Source organism: Agaribacter flavus (genome assembly GCF_042646125.1).
Classification (GTDB): domain Bacteria; phylum Pseudomonadota; class Gammaproteobacteria; order Enterobacterales; family Alteromonadaceae; genus Glaciecola; species Glaciecola flavus.
In genome coordinates this window covers 76,434-95,440 of sequence record NZ_JBHRSW010000006.1, presented here as the reverse complement: position 1 = coordinate 95,440, position 19,007 = coordinate 76,434, and the positions used below count along the sequence as shown (strand labels likewise).

At 42.2% G+C, this 19,007-nt stretch carries 20 protein-coding genes; 9 read left to right on the top strand and 11 right to left on the bottom strand.

Annotation, left to right across the window (positions count from 1 at the left end; all coding sequences use genetic code 11):
• Positions 1 to 19: 19 nt before the first annotated feature.
• From ACFOHL_RS04705 to ACFOHL_RS04695, 3 genes are all read right to left on the bottom strand, one after another.
• The gene (locus ACFOHL_RS04705) at positions 20 to 259 is read right to left on the bottom strand and encodes an HTH-like domain-containing protein (RefSeq protein ID WP_376919049.1); all 240 of its coding nucleotides are present in this window, start codon (positions 257 to 259) and stop codon (positions 20 to 22) included.
• Positions 260 to 419: 160 nt separating this feature from the next.
• Entirely contained in the window at positions 420 to 1,211 is a 792-nt protein-coding gene (locus tag ACFOHL_RS04700; protein WP_376919048.1) for a DUF2145 domain-containing protein, read from the bottom strand.
• Positions 1,212 to 1,233: 22 nt separating this feature from the next.
• Positions 1,234 to 1,569: a hypothetical protein gene (locus tag ACFOHL_RS04695; protein WP_376919047.1), complete on the bottom strand. Its 336-nt coding sequence runs from the start codon at positions 1,567 to 1,569 to the stop codon at positions 1,234 to 1,236.
• 649 nt (positions 1,570 to 2,218) lie between these two features.
• On the opposite strand from ACFOHL_RS04695, the gene ACFOHL_RS04690 reads away from it, so the two are divergent.
• Both ACFOHL_RS04690 and ACFOHL_RS04685 read left to right on the top strand, forming a co-directional pair.
• On the top strand, positions 2,219 to 2,410 hold the full coding sequence (locus tag ACFOHL_RS04690; RefSeq protein WP_376919046.1) for a hypothetical protein: 192 nt from the start codon (positions 2,219 to 2,221) through the stop codon (positions 2,408 to 2,410).
• Positions 2,411 to 2,971: 561 nt separating this feature from the next.
• Positions 2,972 to 3,328 carry a DUF1428 domain-containing protein gene (locus tag ACFOHL_RS04685; RefSeq protein ID WP_376919045.1) on the top strand — a complete coding sequence of 119 codons (357 nt, stop codon included), beginning with the start codon at positions 2,972 to 2,974 and terminating at the stop codon, positions 3,326 to 3,328.
• A gap of 71 nt (positions 3,329 to 3,399) precedes the next feature.
• Here ACFOHL_RS04685 and ACFOHL_RS04680 read toward each other — a convergent pair whose 3' ends face one another.
• Positions 3,400 to 3,711 carry an SEC-C metal-binding domain-containing protein gene (locus tag ACFOHL_RS04680; RefSeq protein ID WP_376919044.1) on the bottom strand — a complete coding sequence of 104 codons (312 nt, stop codon included), beginning with the start codon at positions 3,709 to 3,711 and terminating at the stop codon, positions 3,400 to 3,402.
• Positions 3,712 to 3,866: 155 nt separating this feature from the next.
• Here ACFOHL_RS04680 and arfB point away from each other — a divergent pair, with 155 nt between their 5' ends.
• Entirely contained in the window at positions 3,867 to 4,280 is a 414-nt protein-coding gene (arfB, locus tag ACFOHL_RS04675; protein WP_376919043.1) for an alternative ribosome rescue aminoacyl-tRNA hydrolase ArfB, read from the top strand.
• Positions 4,281 to 4,333: 53 nt separating this feature from the next.
• On the opposite strand, the gene ACFOHL_RS04670 is transcribed toward arfB, so the two are convergent.
• On the bottom strand, positions 4,334 to 4,807 hold the full coding sequence (locus ACFOHL_RS04670; protein ID WP_376919042.1) for an NADAR family protein: 474 nt from the start codon (positions 4,805 to 4,807) through the stop codon (positions 4,334 to 4,336).
• Positions 4,808 to 4,946: 139 nt separating this feature from the next.
• On the opposite strand from ACFOHL_RS04670, the gene ACFOHL_RS04665 reads away from it, so the two are divergent.
• Positions 4,947 to 5,930: an alpha/beta hydrolase family protein gene (locus ACFOHL_RS04665; RefSeq protein ID WP_376919041.1), complete on the top strand. Its 984-nt coding sequence runs from the start codon at positions 4,947 to 4,949 to the stop codon at positions 5,928 to 5,930.
• A gap of 13 nt (positions 5,931 to 5,943) precedes the next feature.
• Here ACFOHL_RS04665 and ACFOHL_RS04660 read toward each other — a convergent pair whose 3' ends face one another.
• The 3 genes from ACFOHL_RS04660 to katG form a co-directional block, all read right to left on the bottom strand.
• A complete protein-coding gene (locus tag ACFOHL_RS04660) occupies positions 5,944 to 6,417 on the bottom strand; it encodes a Dps family protein (protein WP_376919040.1) in 474 nt (157 codons plus the stop codon).
• Positions 6,418 to 6,517: 100 nt separating this feature from the next.
• Complete coding sequence (locus tag ACFOHL_RS04655; RefSeq protein WP_376919039.1) at positions 6,518 to 7,504, bottom strand: cytochrome-c peroxidase; 987 nt, start codon at positions 7,502 to 7,504, stop codon at positions 6,518 to 6,520.
• A 65-nt stretch (positions 7,505 to 7,569) separates the two neighbouring features.
• Positions 7,570 to 9,846 carry a catalase/peroxidase HPI gene (katG, locus tag ACFOHL_RS04650; protein ID WP_376919038.1) on the bottom strand — a complete coding sequence of 759 codons (2,277 nt, stop codon included), beginning with the start codon at positions 9,844 to 9,846 and terminating at the stop codon, positions 7,570 to 7,572.
• Between the two features lie 452 nt (positions 9,847 to 10,298).
• Here katG and ACFOHL_RS04645 point away from each other — a divergent pair, with 452 nt between their 5' ends.
• A complete protein-coding gene (locus ACFOHL_RS04645) occupies positions 10,299 to 12,665 on the top strand; it encodes an Ig-like domain-containing protein (RefSeq protein ID WP_376919037.1) in 2,367 nt (788 codons plus the stop codon).
• Between the two features lie 89 nt (positions 12,666 to 12,754).
• Here ACFOHL_RS04645 and ACFOHL_RS04640 read toward each other — a convergent pair whose 3' ends face one another.
• Positions 12,755 to 14,341 (bottom strand): sugar porter family MFS transporter, encoded by a 1,587-nt coding sequence (locus ACFOHL_RS04640; RefSeq protein ID WP_376919036.1) that lies wholly within the window; start codon positions 14,339 to 14,341, stop codon positions 12,755 to 12,757.
• A 119-nt stretch (positions 14,342 to 14,460) separates the two neighbouring features.
• Between ACFOHL_RS04640 and ACFOHL_RS04635 the strand changes: the two genes are divergently transcribed.
• The 4 genes from ACFOHL_RS04635 (at position 14,461) to ACFOHL_RS04620 (ending at position 16,875) form a co-directional block, all read left to right on the top strand.
• Positions 14,461 to 14,922, top strand: a complete 462-nt coding sequence (locus tag ACFOHL_RS04635; RefSeq protein ID WP_376919035.1) for a hypothetical protein — start codon at positions 14,461 to 14,463, stop codon at positions 14,920 to 14,922.
• Between the two features lie 153 nt (positions 14,923 to 15,075).
• Complete coding sequence (locus ACFOHL_RS04630; RefSeq protein ID WP_376919034.1) at positions 15,076 to 15,687, top strand: SRPBCC family protein; 612 nt, start codon at positions 15,076 to 15,078, stop codon at positions 15,685 to 15,687.
• A gap of 6 nt (positions 15,688 to 15,693) precedes the next feature.
• Positions 15,694 to 16,008 carry a GyrI-like domain-containing protein gene (locus ACFOHL_RS04625; protein ID WP_376919033.1) on the top strand — a complete coding sequence of 105 codons (315 nt, stop codon included), beginning with the start codon at positions 15,694 to 15,696 and terminating at the stop codon, positions 16,006 to 16,008.
• Positions 16,009 to 16,404: 396 nt separating this feature from the next.
• Complete coding sequence (locus tag ACFOHL_RS04620; protein ID WP_376919032.1) at positions 16,405 to 16,875, top strand: DUF3718 domain-containing protein; 471 nt, start codon at positions 16,405 to 16,407, stop codon at positions 16,873 to 16,875.
• Positions 16,876 to 16,958: 83 nt separating this feature from the next.
• On the opposite strand, the gene ACFOHL_RS04615 is transcribed toward ACFOHL_RS04620, so the two are convergent.
• Together ACFOHL_RS04615 and ACFOHL_RS04610 are read right to left on the bottom strand one after the other, a co-directional pair.
• On the bottom strand, positions 16,959 to 18,263 hold the full coding sequence (locus ACFOHL_RS04615; RefSeq protein WP_376919031.1) for a sensor histidine kinase: 1,305 nt from the start codon (positions 18,261 to 18,263) through the stop codon (positions 16,959 to 16,961).
• A gap of 15 nt (positions 18,264 to 18,278) precedes the next feature.
• Complete coding sequence (locus tag ACFOHL_RS04610) at positions 18,279 to 18,989, bottom strand: response regulator (protein ID WP_376919030.1); 711 nt, start codon at positions 18,987 to 18,989, stop codon at positions 18,279 to 18,281.
• Between the last annotated feature and the right edge of the window lie 18 nt (positions 18,990 to 19,007).

The window sequence follows — 19,007 nt, the reverse complement described above, 5'->3', positions numbered from 1 at the left end:
TCCTTGTGATAGAGCGCTGTTAGAGCAAGTCGGTGTTTAAGCCTGCGGCTTTTAAACGGTGAGTGAGATTACGCATTTTAGAAAATTCAGTGCCGAAGCTGGGTTTTAGGCCAACACCTTCGCAAAACTCTTTGGCAGTCATGCTTTTTAAGCTATCTGCGTATTTGATCATTTGCAGATGCAACTCAGTGGTGTACTGATTGCGTGGCGCATCATCTAATGCATGTTTGATATGGTCGAAGATCGCTTGCTCTTTCATAAGGCTATTCTTCTTTTAATGCTTATTTATCTAATTTATCTAATTTATATAAATTAGATAAATAAGCAAGGGTATTTGTCCAACCGCAGCGCTCTGGTGCTGGATTTGTTTGTCCCACATAAGATAAACAGCCCCTAATGATCGGTTACAAACCAAAGCCTTAAATCAGTGGCTTGGCCTTAAGATTTTGATCGATGACTGTCGCTTCTCTTAACAGGTCGTATTGATGCAGATAACGAGCTATTGATGTAAAAGTGGTGGTTTTGACCTTTCCTTTGTGATCACTGGTTGTGATATCTGGCATAAATGCACTGCCTATGCCCAAGGCTAATCGACTTTTGTGGATTGGCTGTGGTAAAAAATAAGCCTGAGCATTGGCTTTTAGCCTCTGAATATCGGTGGTTTGATAAATGGCGGCGTTGATCAAATCCAATGTGTATTCCGTGCAGTTCTGGAATTGACTGTTAATAGGATTAGCAATGGCGGAATATTTGTCATTGTGTAAGGTTTTAGCTTTGTCATTGGCATACAGCTGAAGCAATGCCAACTGCACACTTGCCTCTGGGATAATTAAGCCTGCTTTCAAATCTTGTGCGCCCCAGAAAAAATCGACGGGGTAGTCGGTCATGAGTACTGAATGACTGGCATCGTTTGGTTTTTGATACAAATTGTGAATGGCGTAGCCCTGCGTAATTTCGCCATTGTCTAGAGTGATGCTTGAATACACTGCTATGGCGGTATGGGTGAATGAAATATCTCTGGGTAAGTCACTGGGATGTCTGCCTACACGTCCAATAATGAAGGCTCTCGCGCCTTGTTGTGCCGCATATCGCTCTACTTCCTTTGAAAATTTGACTATACGCTCAGGTGCAAAGATGGCTTTTGGGTTAGTCTGGCTACCTGCAAATGTGCTTAGAGGTAGCAAACAACAGATAAATAGTAAGACTCGCATAGTGCCTCCGTTTTAACTTTGTTTACTGGTTTATTTTGTTGGGAGCTGGGTCAACCGTGATCACTTTTTCGGTAATGATGAGCGGGGTATCACAGTTATTTGTAGTTTTCGTTTTAACAACTACTGTTTTCGACTTTGCTATTGTGTTTCCAGCAGCGACACTGACGGTGCCAGCGGAAATTAATGGCACAGCCACTACTGCACTGGCGACAACACTGGTGGACGCAATAGTATGCCCGCTTGCTAATACTGAGTGTTTGCTCGCTTGTCCGCTGTGATGAGAAGCGCCACTTTCTGCAAGTGTGGTAAATGAAAATAATGTGAGTATTGAAATTAGGACGAAATTGGCTTTTTTCATGTGTCATTCCTCTAGTTAGTTGACGACATGAACACTAACGCAAAGTATTTTATAGGTGAACATTAATACGAAATGTAGTAAAAAAATACCCTTTTAGTATTAAAAAAATATACGTTCTGAGTCAAATGACACGGTAGTAGAGATCTTAAATACCATCCTTACGACCCAATGCTTACCTTACAAGCCTCTGGCTGACGAGTTAAAAATGGGCTTTCCTAGCAAAAAGGGTATGCTATAAAGTACTAAAGGTTGCACGGCCAGAGAGTGGGATTCAATTGCTCTGCCTGAACGGTTGGTGTTAGCTAACACGTCCCTGGAGGAATCATAAAATGACCCTGTTGATTTCATTTTTTGATGAGTTTAGGTTAAGCAAGCGAACCAAGGCCATCACAGAGAAATCCCGATCATGGATCAAAGGTTATTTAGAGCGCTGTTGTTTTAACAGCGCTTGTTGAACGGCTTCAACATCAATATCTTCATAATTGCGTTTTTCATGAGCTACATAGGATATCCGATTCATAACAGAGTACAGCTGTTTGTTTTACGAAAAATATGAATAATTAATCTGCAGTTAACGAGCAAAATAAAACTAGTGATTTGCTTGCTGCAAAATATGTTAGAACTTTTTTTATTAAGGAAAATATTACAGATGAAAGAACTCAATTGGGAACAATTAAATGAAGTAACTGGTGGTGCGAGAGCTATAGGTATTGGGCTTGTAGTAGCTGCAACATATGATGCTGCAAAAGCAGCAGGGAAGGCATTTTTGAAATATGCAAAAGAAAACGCCCCTGCTAATCGCAGTTGCTCTGGTCAAATGTCAAGAAACTGTAATGGTTAGAAGTTCGTTTTAAGCAATGATTAAAAAGCCTGGGACAAAGAACAAAAAAAACGTAAATCTTTGGTTGATGATAGTATCCTTTAGTGTTGTCTTAATTATTGACATATCAGGGATTCGAACTAACCACGAGACTAACTTCTTTATTGACGTGTACCCAAGCTTTTTCGGATATTATTGCATGCTTTTTTTCATAAAACTTTATTCTGATCTAAGACGTTACAAACCTGCTCATTCCGCTCTCATCGCGTCAATAACTTACGAGCTAGTTCAAACATTTATTAATTACTTATATTTTGATTTAATTGACATTATCTCAATAGCATTTGCGTATGTACTTTCATTGTTATGGATTGCTACGTGTTCATTTATGCGGAGATAACGTTGGATTTAATGTTCTTGCGCACATTGATCATGAGTGTGACGCCGTTGTAGAGATCTTAAATACCGTCCTGACGACCCAATGCTTACCTTAAAAGCCTCTGGCTGACGAGTTAAAAATGGGCTTTCCTAGCAAAAAGGGTATACAGTAACAAAGGTTGATTCTTGGTAGAGGAAGAGAAAATGAGCTATATAGACGGCTATGTGATGCCGGTAAAGAAGGATAAAAAGGAAGAATATCTTCGTTTGGCACGCACTTCGGCTGAGGTGTTTAAAGACCATGGTGCCCTTGCGGTAGTAGAAAATTGGGCTGACGATGTACCCGAGGGCAAGCTTACTTCGTTGCCTATGGCAGTGAAATGTGATGAATCTGAAATAGTCGTATTTTCTTGGATAGTGTGGCCTTCTAAAGCCGCTCGTGAAGCAGGAAACAAGGCGGCAATGAAAGACAAAAGGTTTAGCGATTGGGATATGAGTACCATGCCGTTTAATGGAAAACGAATGATATTCGGCGGTTTTCAAACAATTCTTGAGATGTAAGATGCCTTGAACTGAGTGGTCTTAAGTCTTCACTTAGTCCCGAAGAATTTTTATCAAGCTAAACTGCATAGTTAGTGTAAACAGCATTTTTTGAATTTCTTCCCGCTACCGCAAGGGCATGGCTCATTGCGGCCGACTTTGGGTCTGTTTGTTACGGTTTTCTTCTTGGGGTTCATAAAATTTGGTGTACGCTGAGCTAAAAAATAGCGATGCAAAGCGACCGCTGCTGGAGAGATTTCTTGAGCCAGCTCCTGATGCTCTTGCAGACTAAGGGATTCCAATACTTCAAAATTTTCCTCTAAACCATGCAGTGCAATGGCTTCTAACTCAAGTTCCATATTTTCTGGTAACTCAGGCCAGTCAACGAGTTCTACGCCGCGCATATATCCAAAACTTGAATATTACGGTCGAAAACAAATCAATGGCTTATTTTTAATGATCTTTTACACTGTCCGGCTTCTTTATCGCGTGATACGCTGCTTTTAGTTTTGTTAGGCTGTAAAGCCTTGTTGTAATGCCGTGCGAGTAGACTTGAACAATGATTGAAATTGGCCACAATATACACATATCAGAAGATGAAATTCAGCTTAGTGCTATTCGAGCAATGGGAAGTGGTGGGCAGAATGTCAACAAAGTATCAAGTGCTATCCATCTGAGATTTAATATTCAAAATTCGTCGCTTGATGAAAAGTATAAAAATCGGCTATTGGCTTTACAAGACAAGCGCATCTCGAAAGAGGGGGATATTGTCATCAAGGCGCAGAGTTATCGTACCCAAGAAAAAAATCGTATTGATGCTATCGAACGTTTAAAACAAGTCATTTTATCGGTGACCAAAGAACTAAAAGCGAGGAAAGCGACACGGCCAAGCTTAAGTGCCAAACGCAAACGCCTCGACAGTAAAAAGCGCGATGGAAAAACTAAGGCTTTGCGGCGAAAAGTGGATTATTGAGTTTGCGTGATCAATTGATTCAGCCTCTAGGGCGCGCATGACAGCCAAACAAATTAACCTGCTTTTGCGTCCTGCTTTATTTTATCTCGAATATTCATCCAAGTTTTTCCAAGGTGATTGTAACCGCGCAAGTCACGTCCAACGCCCCAAAAATAGTCGTACTGAGAGCCTTCGATAATCAGGTTATCCCCTGTTGCTAGTAGGGCATCCTTCACTTCGTCATACATTTGCACTTTTGTATACAACGCGCGAGTCATGAGAACGGGGAGTATTTTTTTGTGATTGGGGATTTTAAGTCGAAACCAAGATTTGGCATACGCAATGACTTGTTCCGCTGTCGGCAGTTTATCAGCATAGTCGGCTTGCGACTTTGAACGCAAGATTTTGACTTGAACGTAGTGCTCACAGGTCGTCCAATTGCGATCTTCTAACACGATAGGGTGTGCCGAGCAACTAGCTAGTGGGTTGCTAATATCAAAGCGAGAAAAGCGATATGCTTCTTCCATCTGCAAATTTGTTTGAAACAATCAATGCTCCTTGTTGATGATCTTGTAACTATTAGTCCGCCATGACTGCTTGTTGGCCTTCAGACTCTCAATGTTTCCATTCCTGACGAACTCGGGGTAACGTAGATTTTTTGTGCAAACAATCTGAATCAGTATAACTATGAAAATAACAATAACATCATTTATTTCGTCTGCCTTCCTATCGCTTATCTTAGCGGTTATTTCTTTGCCAGTTTTTGCAATAGATCATGAGGCGGCACTGGCTAGAACGGCAAAATTGGACAGCATTTTGTTTAAAGCAGCAAAAGGGCATATGAAGCTTGATAAAGTCAAGATTAAAAGTGAGGTAGACGGACTAGCGATTCCTGCATACGTGTTTAAGCCTATTAAAGCAAAAGGCGAAGGTAAGCATCCAGCCATTGTATGGGTATATGGCGGTATCCATGACTATTTTGGCATCAATTACTTTCCTTTTATTAAAGAGGCAATTGAACAAGGGTATGTCGTTATCGCGCCGGAATACAGAGGGGCTTCGGGATACGGCGAGGAATACTACAATGCACTTGATTACGGTGGCTATGAGGTAAATGATGCCATATCCGCTGCTAACTATTTGAAATCTTCCGTGTCGATAGTTGATAGCAGCCGCATTGGTGTTATGGGGTGGAGTCACGGTGGGCTCATCAGTCTTCTGGCGGTTACACGCGAGGCTCCGGAGCTGTTTCAAGCTGTAGTAGCCTTTGTACCCGTATCTAATTTAATCTTTCGAATGGCCTACAAAGGACCAGAGTACCAGCAGGTGTTTACAAAACAAGCTCGTATAGCCGCTTTACCGCACGAGAAGCCTGATGTATATATTGACCGCTCACCTTTATTTCATGTCGATAAGTTAAAAATACCGGCTTTAGTCATGGTCGCTACAAACGATGACGATGCAGACTTTGTCGAAACCGAAGCCTTAGTCAACGCCTTACAAGCGAAAAAGCCAGAGCTTGCCACAGCTATGGTATGGCAAGATCCAGCAAATGGGCACTATTTTAACCGACAAGTAGATTTGGATACACTTCAACGTAAAGACACAGCAGATCAAATCAAGGCTTGGAATATTACTTGGGCGTTTTTGGCGCAGCATTTAAAACCGTGATGTATTTGTTAAGCTAGCCCAAGTAAGCTTTTAACATCCACACTAGTTTTTCTTGCTCTTTGATGTAATCGCCCATCAAGGACGCGGTGCCCTCGTCTTGGGCTTCGCCTGCCTGCGAGAGAATTTTGCGCTGCTCTACAATCAGCGTAGTGAACCCAGACAAAAGATTGTTCACTGCCTGATTGCCATCAGTAATATTTTTAGCTTCGTTTATTATACTATTTGCTATGTAATCTGAAAACGCGTGCAAAGGCGTTCCTTCTATCGTTAAGATTCGCTCCGCAATTTCATCAACTTTTAGTAGCAAGTCATTGTAGATTTCTTCAAATTTTACATGCAGCTCAAAGAACTTTGTGCCTCGAATGTTCCAATGAAAAGCCCGTGAATTCATATATTGAATTTGGTAACTGCTCAACAGTTTGTTTAGTGATTTGACTAATTCTTGACTCTGTTCAATATTTAATCCGATGGAGTTAGTGACTGACATGTTTGTTTCCTTTTTTCTAAGCTCTACATTTCTATGGAGCTCAGTATGGCAATGGCTGTGTTTAATATCCAAGTAGATAAAACGATAGGTTCAATCGGTTTTATTGAACGTACGCTTGTACATTGTCCAAGCTTTTAAGAAATGCAGTAATTTGTTTAACCTCTTGCTCACTCATTTTTTTGCCAAGTTGATGCCAGCCGGTTAAGAATACCGCTTCTTCTAGTGTTTTTCCTTTGCCATCATGAAAGTAAGGTGCTGTATTGGCGACATTGCGTAAGATAGGTACTTTGAACAAATAGTTATGTGAAGGCCGACCAGTAAGCGCTCCTAAGCCCTTATCTTCTGTGTTAGGGTAAGGTATGACCAAGCCCATTTTCATGGCAAATTGACCACCCATTAGTGGACCACTGTGGCAACTTAAACAGCCATTTTTTTGAAAAGCAATGAAACCTTCCTTTTCAATCTTGGACAGGGCATTGTCATCACCTCTGAGAAACTGATCGAATCTATCTCGAGTAATCAGTGTGCGCTGAAAAGCAGCTAGTGCGTGCATTACATTTTGCAGTGATAATGGATCTTTGGTTTCGGTATATGCTTCCTCAAAAGCTGAACGGTATGACTCAAGGCGAGTAAGAATTTGCGCCTCTGATTGCATGGCCATTTCATTTGGGTCAAGCAAGGGCTTGTGTGCCTGTTCCTCTAAACTTTGTGCACTCGTATCCCAATTTTGAGCAAACTGAAACCCTGCATTCCATGTGGACGGGGCGTTGCGTTTACCCACACTCCCTAATGTTCCAATCGATACTGGGAGGCCATCAACGCCATGTCCACCCGCAAGAATGTTATGACACGAATTACAAGATTGTTTTTGATTGATTGACAATGCCGTTTCAAAATACAGTTTTTCACCAAGTTCGATTTGTTTTTTTGTGTCATGGCTTGCCATTGGCATAGTTGCAGGGATTAAGCCGATAGTGCTCAAGGCTTGTTTTCGTATGGTATTGTTGTCTATATTCTCAGCCATAGTCAGGGTACTGGTAAACATCATGCTCAGACTGACTAAGATTAAACAAATTATGTGTTGCATTACATGTACGCTCAAAGTGCAGAAATCGGAAACAACGGAACCCTAAGGCTCCGTTGTGTGTTCACTTATTTTAAATCAAAGCGGTCATTTTGCATGACTTTAGACCAAGCCTTAACAAAGTCATTTACAAAACGCTCCTTTGAGTTATCAAAAGCGTAGACTTCTGCTACGGCGCGCAATTCGTTGCTCGAACCAAAGATAAGATCAACGGGGCTTGCCGTATACTTTACTTGACCTGTCGCCCGATCTACCCCTTTATAGACATAGCCTGTGCCGGCTTTTTCCCATTTGGTCGACATATCCAAAAGGTTCACGAAAAAGTCATTGCTAAGTCTGCCTGGCTTATCGGTTAGTACACCGGTATTGCTGCCGTCCGTATTTGCTCCTAGTACACGCATCCCACCAATCAATACAGTCATTTCAGGTACGGTCAATGCCAGTTGGTCTGCTTGATTGATCAATGCTTGAGTGGGAGAGAGGTAATAACCTTCTGTGTAGAAATTTCTAAAGCCATCTACTTTGGGTTCTAAAACTGAGAACGAGTTGACGTCAGTTTGTGCTTGTGTGGCGTCGCCACGACCGGGCACAAACGGTACATTCACATCAAATCCAGCATCTGCCGCGGCTTTTTCAATCGCTGCCGCTCCACCTAATACAATTAAATCCGCTAGAGATACTTGCTTGGACTTAAATATTCCGCTGTTAAAGTCTTTTTGGACACCCTTTAGTACACTGAGTACCTGTTCAAGTTCTTGTGGATTATTTACCGCCCAATCTTTTTGAGGAGCAAGTGCTATACGCGCACCATTTGCACCACCACGCATATCAGAGTCACGATAAGAAGCTGCCGATCCCCAAGCAACACGCACCAGAGATTGAACAGACAGTTCTGAGTCCAATATTTGTGCCTTGAGTTTGGCGATATCTTTCTCGTCAATTAGCTTGTAATCAGGCTTATCGATTGGATCTTGCCAAATGAGCGCTTCGTCAGGAAAAGCATTACCTAAATAGTTTGCTCTAGGTCCCATGTCGCGGTGGGTCAACTTATACCATGCTTTAGCAAACGCTTTTTGGTATTCCCTAGGATCGGCCAAGAAGCGCTCAGCAATCTCGCGATAGGCGGGGTCTTCTTTTAAAGCCAAGTCAGATGTAAACATAATTGGCGTCGAGAATTTGCCTTTTACGTGGGCGTCTGCAACCGAGCCTTTTAGTGCGCCACCTTTTGGAACCCATTGAATTGCGCCTGCAGGTGAGCGAGTTTGTTCCCAATCGTTGTTCAACAAATTAGCTAGATATAAAGATGTCCATCGTGTCGGTGCTTGGGTCCATGCGCCCTCTAAACCACTTGTTATCGTGTCTTCAGAGTGACCTTTACCACAACTGTTTTTCCAGCCGAGTCCTTGCGCTTCAATGGGTGCTGCTCCAGGCTCAACCCCGACACAGTTATCTGGCTTTTTGGCGCCGTGGGCTTTACCAAAGGTATGTCCGCCCGCAATCAAGGCCAGTGTTTCTTCGTCGTTCATGGCCATGCGACCAAATGACTCTCGAATACTGCGTGCAGAGGCTAGGGGATCAGGCACGCCACCTGGGCCTTCTGGGTTTACATAGATCAAGCCTTGGTGTACGGCTGCGAGAGGCTTGATCAGTTCACCATTGCTGTCTCGCCTGTCACTCGCGAGCATTTCTACTTCTGGCCCCCAGTATACGAAATCGGGCTCCCAGTCATCATCTCGTCCAGCTGCAAAGCCATAAGTTTCGAAGCCCATGTTTTCTAGTGCGACATTGCCCGCCAGAACAATTAGGTCACCCCATGAGATGTGTTCGCCGTATTTTTGTTTGACTGGCCAAAGTAAACGTCTGGCCTTGTCTAAGTTAGCATTGTCAGGCCAGCTGTTTAGTGGATTAAAACGTTGTTGCCCGCCACCCGCGCCGCCGCGACCGTCGTGCGTGCGATAGGTGCCAGCGGCATGCCATGTCATCCGTATAAAAAACGGACCATAGTTACCCCAGTCGGCTGGCCACCAAGCCTGTGAATCTGTGAGTGTTGCATTGATGTCTTTTTTTAATGCGGCCATGTCTAGTTGAGCAAAAGCGGCTTCGTAATCAAAGTCTTCACCCAATGGATTGGAACGCCTGTCATGATCCCGAAGAGAGCTTAAGTCGAGAGAATCTGGCCACCAGAATAAGTTATTTTTTGCTTGATTTGGCGCAACTTTGCCCATACCGATAGCACCCTTGGGCTTACTTACCGTTTTGTGCTCTTGCGCAAATGCCCCTTGTGCCAGTGTCATTGTGACTAGACCTGCTAGAACAGACACCTTAAAAAATGATTTTGTTTGCATGTTTTTTCCTCTGTATTAGTTGACTAGACTCAGTTCATCTAAGTCGGGAAAAGACTAACAAAGCATTTTTTCTTGTAACAATTCATTCACTAGATTGGTCTAATCGTAAAAACCAATCTTAATTTTGAATACAACGAACGTATCGTATTGCACGATGGGATTATGCTTGGAAGTTTCCCCTTCTTTTTTCGCAAAATTTATTTTTCATGGATGAAAAATCAAAGCGTATATGGATATACCCGCAGCGGTTTTGCGACAAAGGAAAGGGAAACTTCCAATTATACTCTCACCACGGTTCCATTGGTATTGGGCGGTCTAGCGCTCTTTTATACCGTGTTGTGACCAATAATAGCGCATTTATTAAAGTGGTTTATTATTAGTTTGTTAACATTAAACAATAAAAATGCTAACCTTTGTTTAAAAAATAGTTACCATGGCAATGAGGAATCTGAATGAGAAGTACGTCCCTTAAACTGACATGCCTAGCAATGTCTGTAGCGTTTTCTTTGCATGCCAATGCAAATACGCAAGCAACTGTAAATATTAATGTTCAACATAGCGTGGATGGCCACAGCGAATTTGATCGCAGCAAGTATATTGTTATGCACGATGCAGTAAATGGTAACGAATGGAATAACAGCCAAGCAGAACTTGATTATCTGATGAGCTTGAACGTCTATTTTGGTCGCGACAATGGCACCATAAATTGGGTTGCCTCACAAGTTAACGAAGATCCCAATCGCCCAGGTTATGCCGATCCCAATCATCTGCAATCTTACCCAGTTTGGATAAGAAATAACTACGCCAATGCCGCTGACAGAAATCAATACGACGACCGCTCTCAGTCATTGATGGTGGGTGGGCAGTTGCACCCCATGTGGGCAGGGGATAGCGTGCTTGCGAACACCCACACGGGCGCTGGTGGGTGGTCCTTTGCGAACAACGACGCCATTGGTGAGTACATGGGCTTATACCTCAATCATGCATACCGCCCTGTGGGTAGTACTGATGTAAGCGAGGGGCATCCAAATCCGCCGTTTTTAGAAATTGTCAACGAACCGTTATTTGAATACGTGGATACTGAAGGGGGCGATCCTCTCGCAATATTCAATTATCACAACGAAGTAGCAAGTGCGGTGCGCCGCGTAAATAGTGATGTGCTCATTGGCGGGTATACAACGGCATTCCCAATATTCGAAGAGCGCGACTTTGCTCGTTGGGAAGAAAGAATGAAGTTATTCATTGACACCAGTGGTGAGCATATGGATTTCTTCTCTATCCACTTATATGACTTCAATACTATTTGGAACAGAGAAACCAATCAATGTTGTATCAGCAATGTTAACTTTAAAGGCAGCAGAATTGAGGCGACCTTAGACCTGATGGAGCAATACAGTCTGCTCGCTTTAGGAGAAGTGAAGCCATTTATTATTTCTGAATACGGTGGGCGAGATCACGAGCTAGAGGTTTTTCAGGATTGGTCAGCAAACCGTGACTGGCATTTTATGAAGTCGTTTTCGCCGATGATGATGCAGTTTATGGCAAAGCCAGATCGGATGTTGAAAACCGTGCCATTTGTATTAACGAAAGCACTGTGGCACTCGGAAGAGAATGGCAATAAATACGATTGGCGCTTGCTCAGAGAAGTGGGAGAGGCAGAAGGTGAAACAGGCTCTGGCTACGTGTTTACTGAACAGATTAAGTTCTTTGAGCTTTGGTCTGATGTCGTGGGTAATCGAGTCGATGCGCGTGTTTCTAACTCTGATGTTCTTATCGACGCTTACGTCAATGACAATAAGGTCTATCTTGCTCTATCTAATCTCAATGAAAACGACGAAGTTGTGTCTTTAAACATGCAGAGTGATTCTGATGCAGTATTGCAAAATGTAAGAATAAAACATTTGCATATTCAGGGATCAGATGACACTGGTGTACCAGTGCTAACAGAAAGCCAGCAAAGTGAAAGTTTGAGTACATTTACGCTAGGGCGAGAAGCGTCGGCAGTCATTGAGTTTACCTATGACAAAGCGATAAGCTTGGATCAAACATCGACTGAAACAAAGTATTATGCAGACACCTATTTGCAGGAAATTGCGGCAAATCAGGCTGATGTATTTAACATAAATGATGTTTCGGTTTCCGAATTTGGCGAGGCAATACTTCGAGTTGGTCTAGGTCGTGAACATGGTAAATCTTTGCAACCAACGGTTCGTTTTAATGGTGCCAGCCTAGCAGTGCCGAGCAATGTAAAAGGTGATGATCAGGCTAATCGCGACCAGTTTTTTGGTTTGCTCGAAATCCCAGTTTCGAATAGCTTACTGCAAGACAACAATGTGGTTGAAATTACTTTTTCTGATGATGGTGGCCATGTTTCAAGCGTAAGCTTACAGCAATTTACGTTTAGTGATGAGCTTAGAAATACAAGCTTGGCTGTAACTGGTGTGTCTTTGACACCCGCGTCACTGACACTGACGGAAGGGGAAAGTGAATCGTTAACGGTAGCTATTACGCCTGACAATGCATCAAATACGAATCTAAGCTTTTCGTCTAGCAATACGGCTGTTGCCACAGTTAGCGAGGCAGGGCAAGTGACGGCGGTATCTGCAGGGAGTGCCACGATAACGGTAACGACAGAAGACGGTGGATTTTCGTCTTCCACAACCGTGACGGTGAACGCGCCTGCGACTACGACGCCCCCTCCTGCTTCACCACCGCCGACGCAGTCAGATTCTTCCGGTGGTGGCGGAAGTACAACTTGGTTGGTGTTGGGATTGTTATCAGCGTTTAGCTGTGTGAGGCGCAGATTCCGCAAGCTCTAGCCATAGCGTCAAGCCAATAAAAAAGGCAAGAGCTTATGCTCTTGCCTTAATTCTTTATCAAAATTAATCGTGGAAGTTAGCAATTCAAACTAGGTCTTACCTAAACTGCGCGCCTTTAATTCTTCTTCGATTTCCTCAATAGACTTTCCTTTGGTCTCTGGCAAAATACTCGCCATTGCAAACAGGCCAATCGCACACATTACGCCGTAAATTGCAAAGGTGAAAGCGGCACCGATAGTTTCCATCTGTACTGGAAATAAGGTAGGCACCACTACGCCCCCAAATACTGAGGTAATAAACGCGCATCCAGTAATGGCAAGTGCGCGTACTTTTGTCGGAAATACCTCTGAGAACAATATCCAAAGGATAGGCCCAATAGAAAAGTTGTATGCACAAACAAAAGTAACGATGCCTATAAACACGAGTGTGCCATTCATACTCGCGGTAGAAATAATCAGGTTAGCTTCTACGGTAGAGTACATTTCTTGACCAACAGTGCCTAGCACGGCTTCTTTTATATCGACGTCACTGTAAAACTCAGTATTGAGCAGAGGGGCAAATTTTCCGGCATCTTCAACGGCAACATTCATTGCAGAGAGGGTATCGGGCGTAATGACATAGACGGCATTGAAAAACGCAAAAGCCACGATTGCCATTGCTACCGTGCCGACCGTGAGGCCGCCAAGTAATATAAAACGCCGACCAAGTTTATCAATCAATAGCATAGCTAAAATCGTAAATGAAATACCAACAAGGTTGACCACTACGGATTGCGCAAAGGCAGAGCTGTCACCCCCCACTTGTTGGAATATCATGGGCATGAATGCCAACATAGCGTTCATACCTGTAAGTGGCTGAACTAAAGCCATGAATACGCCTATCAACAGGGCTATTCTCATTGGTTTACTGAATATTGCTTCTGCTTGTTCTAGCAAGCTGGGCGTGCTCTCAGCACTATTGATACTGACTTTTATGTCGTTTATTTCTTGTGCAACGTCTTCAGCAGGACGAATTTTTTCCATTACCGACTCTGCTTCTTTTTGGTGCCCATTTAAAATCAACCAGTGAGGGCTGCGAGGAATGACGAAGAGTAAGGCTAGCCAAATCATCGCAGGAATGATTTCAACACCTAACATCCAGCGCCATACATGTTGTTCATCTAGCAATATTGCTTGCGCCCAACTTGGCGCTTCTTGTGCCGTATTGACTAAAAAGTAATTCACTAATGTGGCAACAAACACACCTATGACGATGTTTAGCTGGTTCATACCAACAAGCTTGCCGCGCATTTTTGCGGGGGCAATTTCGCCGATATAGATAGATGCGAGGCTCAAAGACGTAAATGCTAGCCCGCCAATTAGCCTTGCTATAAACAACCAAAAATAACTTGGCGCAAAAGCCGATCCTATTGCCGATATGGTGTATAAGGCGGCAATGATTATCAAGGTGTTTTTGCGGCCAAATTTGTCACTAAAGTAACCCGCGAACAACAGTGCAAGTAGTGCACCGTAGCCGGGACCTGCGGCAATATTACCCAGTTGAAGCGAAGTGAGGCCAAATTCCGCTTTTGTATACTCATGTGTGCCAGATATTAACATTATATCTAAGCCGAAAATAAAACCACCTAATGCGACGATGAACGCATAATACAAGGCATTTCGTTGGGGTTGATTCATTAATAACTTCTCAAATTGTTAACAATTTGATGCTAATAGTAGAGGTTTTTAACAAAAGGTTCTAGTAAGATCTGTTTTATCTTATCTCTTGAGGCCTCTTTACCAAAAAACAAAGGGAAGTGGCGTCTACTATTAGTATTCAAACGCTTATGAACTCTATTCAACTACCTGTACTTACCATTAATCAACACGAGCAATCTATCTTTAAAACACTCTCACTGAGTTTGAGCGACTATAATGGTATGTTTATCTCAGAGCGACAATCCGCTTTAAACTATCGTCATCGCTTTAGCGAAAGTGGCTACGAGAGTGATTGGCATGTTGCTGGCGATCCGACTTTAATTACTATTCAACAAGGCGCTATCGAGCTTGTTACGCGGCTTGGAGAAAAGCGGCGTTTTGGTTTGGGTGAGCAATTTATCGCCGCTGATTATTTACACCTGAAAACCCTTGAAGATGAGGGAATCGGTCACAAGGCTAGGGTACTTGGAAATACGCCCTTGTTAGCACTACACATTAAATTGTCAACAGAACCAAAAGCTTGGCTACACAAATATACGACCTTGCTTACAGGAAAATAAATTTGTGCTATTTTTTGATTGAAAATTGTACAGGTTCTAGTAGTACCTATTGGCAATACAGAGTTGAAGTTAATGATAAATTTGGTGGACGCAGATTTACCCTAAATGTAGGGGACTGCGTTCGTCTCGAATAAAGACAAGGAACTAGCCGTCATGCCTCGATTACACATTGAAAAATCCGTTGATATTAAAGCGACAATAGACAGTGTCTATGAAGTTGTAAATGACTTTCATAAATGGCAGGTTTGGTCTCCATGGCTATTGATGGAGCCGGACGCAAAAGTGGAAGTTGACGAAGATGGTAAGCATTACAGTTGGGATGGTAGCAGAGTCGGTTCAGGAAACATGACCATAGTCAGTGAGCTGGACGAAGGCAACGCCAAAATAGTCAAATATGCACTCAATTTTTTAAAGCCTTGGAAATCATACGCTGATGTGTCGTTTCACTTAAGCACACAGGATGATGTGACCCACGTTACTTGGACAATGGATAGTGCTTTGCCCTTCTTTTTGTTTTGGATGAAAAAAGCCACGGAGAAATATGTAGGTATGGATTACCAGCGTGGTTTAAGTATGTTAAAAGAATGGGTGGAAACCAGCAGTATTGCCTCTGCTATGTCGTTTGTTGGAGAAGCGCCGTTTCCTCATACCCCGTATATTGGCATCAAGACTCGCTGTCGCTTGGAAGATATTGGTGACAGCATGACTAGGGATTTTAATAAAGTACTTGCTTATGTTGATGGCCAGGAAGGTTTGAAACCCTGAAAGGCGATGTCTATATATCATAAGCGGGATGTCGTAAAAGGAGAGGCAATTTACACTGCCGCTCTAGCCGTCGGCAAACAACCCGATAATCTGCCAAATGAATTTGTCTTTGATCATGTCCCCAAAGTACTGGTTTACCAAATTACGCATACTGGAGATTATCAGCACTTAGGCAATGTCTGGACAACACTCTACACAATGGAAAGAAATAAAGAGATAAAGTGCAATAAGTCAGTGAAGCCGTTTGAAGTGTATGAAAACTCCCCCGAGCAAGTCAGCAAAGCGCAACTACTGACAACAGTATGTTTTCCTGTAATTTAGTTTCTTCATCTTTATCTCGTAATCGTAAAAGTCATCAAAGTGTAATTTTATTACAGAATTTTGCTAAAATTTATTAAACCGAAATCTGCATGATTTTGGTTTTTTTATGTGTTTTTAAACCATTTTCAGATTTAAATTATCCCATTTTTTAAGTGTAAATTGCTTGTAAAGCTTATTTTTACTGCATTTTTACATTATTCATGTTAATAAATGTGACTATAATTTACGCGAATGTTAAATAATGTAGCTAAATTACATTGCATTGTATTATTGATGAAAAAAAATACAAAAAGTGTAATTTAATTACAGAAAAAGCTTGAGCAATCGAAATTTTTGTCGATAATGATAGTCAGTTAAGTAATTAAATATATTTTTTTGAAATTTTAGGAGCCACCTATGAAACTATCTACAATCGCTACTGTTGCTGTTTTATCATTTGCTTCACTTAGTGCTTCTGCTTCAAATGTTGTATTCAAAGCAGTGGATGACAACTTTGAAACCCAAGCATGTAAAATTGCTGCTGTTGATGGTATGGATGCGGCCAAGGATTTTATTGAAGGAAACAACCAAAACTATAAACGTTTTGTGTTCTCAGTATTCTGTAACGGCATGTCAATCACGTCTTTTGCCAAGCAGTATCATGTAGAATCAAGTGAAGACGAAGCTGAGCAAGTGATTGCCCTTGTAGCAGAAAACAGCAATGTCGAGTCAAAACTATGTATGGACGCAGTTGTATTAGGTGAAGATGCAGCAAGACAAAAGTACGGCTTTGAAAATGAAACCGTAATGTGTAACTTTAAGCCTCTTAAAAAGTTTGTTAAACAATACGCAAACCGTGACGTTATTGTTCGTCCGTCTGCAGACTAATCTTTATAAGATAGTCGTATTTTAAAATTTGATAAAACAGCCAAACTCTTTTGAGTTTGGCTGTTTTTTTAGGGGGCTCCGTCCTAAGTTGCATTGCCCTGTTGTAAGGGAATGCTAAAGCTAAAACACGCTCCGTTTTTGGCGGCTATATTTGCGGCTTTTACTTGTCCGTTGTGCCATTCAACAACGCGTTTAACAATGGCTAATCCTAAGCCAAATTTGTTGCTTGCTCTATTTCTCGCACTATCCCCTTTAGTAAAAGGCTCAAATATAGTTTGTATCGCACTTTCTTGTATGCCTTCTCCGTCATCTTTTACAGACAGGGTAAAACGTGAATGGCTACAACTTGCCTCAACAGTTATTTCAGTTTTTGCATAGTCGATTGCATTACTTATCAAATTCATGATCGCACGCCCCAACCAATGCCGATCTACTTCAATGGCGATATCCATCTCGCGATGTATTTTGATTTCTATACCTTTAGATTGGGCTAAAGGGGAGAGTTCAGCTTGTAAATCCATCAGTAGTTGCCCAATATCTACATTCGAGAGATTCAAATTGATACCTTGGCGTTCCATCGACGCGTAGTTTAAAAATGCATCGAGCATAGCTTCCATTCTATTTAGTTCGTCGTCGATGCGTTCAAATATACTTGCTTGTTCAGCAACACTATCGCAATCTTTCACTGCCTCAATACCAAAGCGCAAGCAGGACAGAGGTGTACGAAGGTCGTGAGACAAGCTACCCGCCAGCATTTTGTTATCTGCAACGAGCTTTTCTATTTGTGTGGCCATACGGTTAAAGTTCTTTTCAATACTTGAAATATATGACCAAGATACAGGTTTGATTCGGCTATCTAGTTTACCTTTTCCAAATGCATCGGCAGTGGCATCCAAAGTTGAAAGTCTGCGCGTAAGGGGTAACAACCAAGCGATCAAGGCAATCGAAATACCAATATATAAACTTAGCGTCAGGGCAAGATTGACATAACTTGTCTCTTCATTAGTGTTTTGTACGGTGAGGCTCAACAGGGTATTGGGGTGAGTGTTAAGTTTGTATAGGTAAAAAATACTGGCTTCAGTTTGCAGACTGAGTACCTCTGCTTTGTCAAGCGTGTCGCGCAGGCTTGAGGGCAAAGCAATACTGTCTAGTTGTTCTATGTTAAAATTTAAGCTCGTTTCATTTGAAACAAGCTTGAGATAGGCAGATATCTCTGTTTCAGGTCGTTCGTCCAAAGCAATAGCAAGCGTGCGTATTAGACTGTCGTAAATTTTTGCATCGTTGTCTTTTTCGTCCATGTTAAATGCTGCAAATTGATCGATTGCCCATCCAACTACAAATAGAGCCATCACTACGGTCAATACGATGCCGAGATAAATCTTCTTCATATGTTGATCAGATCACTAGTCGTTCCACATGTCGGGTACAAATAAATAACCTTTACCCCAGACCGTTTTGATTTTTTCTGGTTTTTGCGGATTATCGTTAAAAGTGCGTCGCAAAGTAGAAATCATGACATCAAAGCGACGATCGAGGCCATCGTACTCTCTCCCCTTTAATTCCTGAAAAACGAGATCCCTATCGACGACTTTACCTGCATTTGATGCCAGCAGCCAAAGCAATGAAAACAAACTCATTGACAGGTCAATACGTTCCCCTTTGTAATCAACACGCTTAAAATCCCAATGTAGACATAATTCACCAAATTTTAGTTCTTTTACCGGTAGGTGAATGTCGGAGGTATTGTTAAGATTGCGCAACATTGCCTTGATTCTGGCTAAGAGTGCACGAGGCCTGACAGGCTTTATAACGTAATCATTTGCACCAACTTCAATACCAATAACCTCATCAAATTCGTCCGCTCTTGCCGTCATCATGATAATTGGAATAGCAGAGAAACGACGCACTTGTTTACACACCTCTATGCCATCAAGACCCGGCAGCATCACATCCAGTAACACTAAATCGTAGTTTCCCTTGTTGAGGTGCTCGACAACGATATCGCCAGAAGCTAAGTGATCGACCAAAAAACCTTGTTGTTGCAAATATTCTTTCACCCATTGTGCGAGCGAAGCATCATCTTCAACCAGTAATATTTTTGCATACTCTTTCATGGGCTATCCTATGACTCC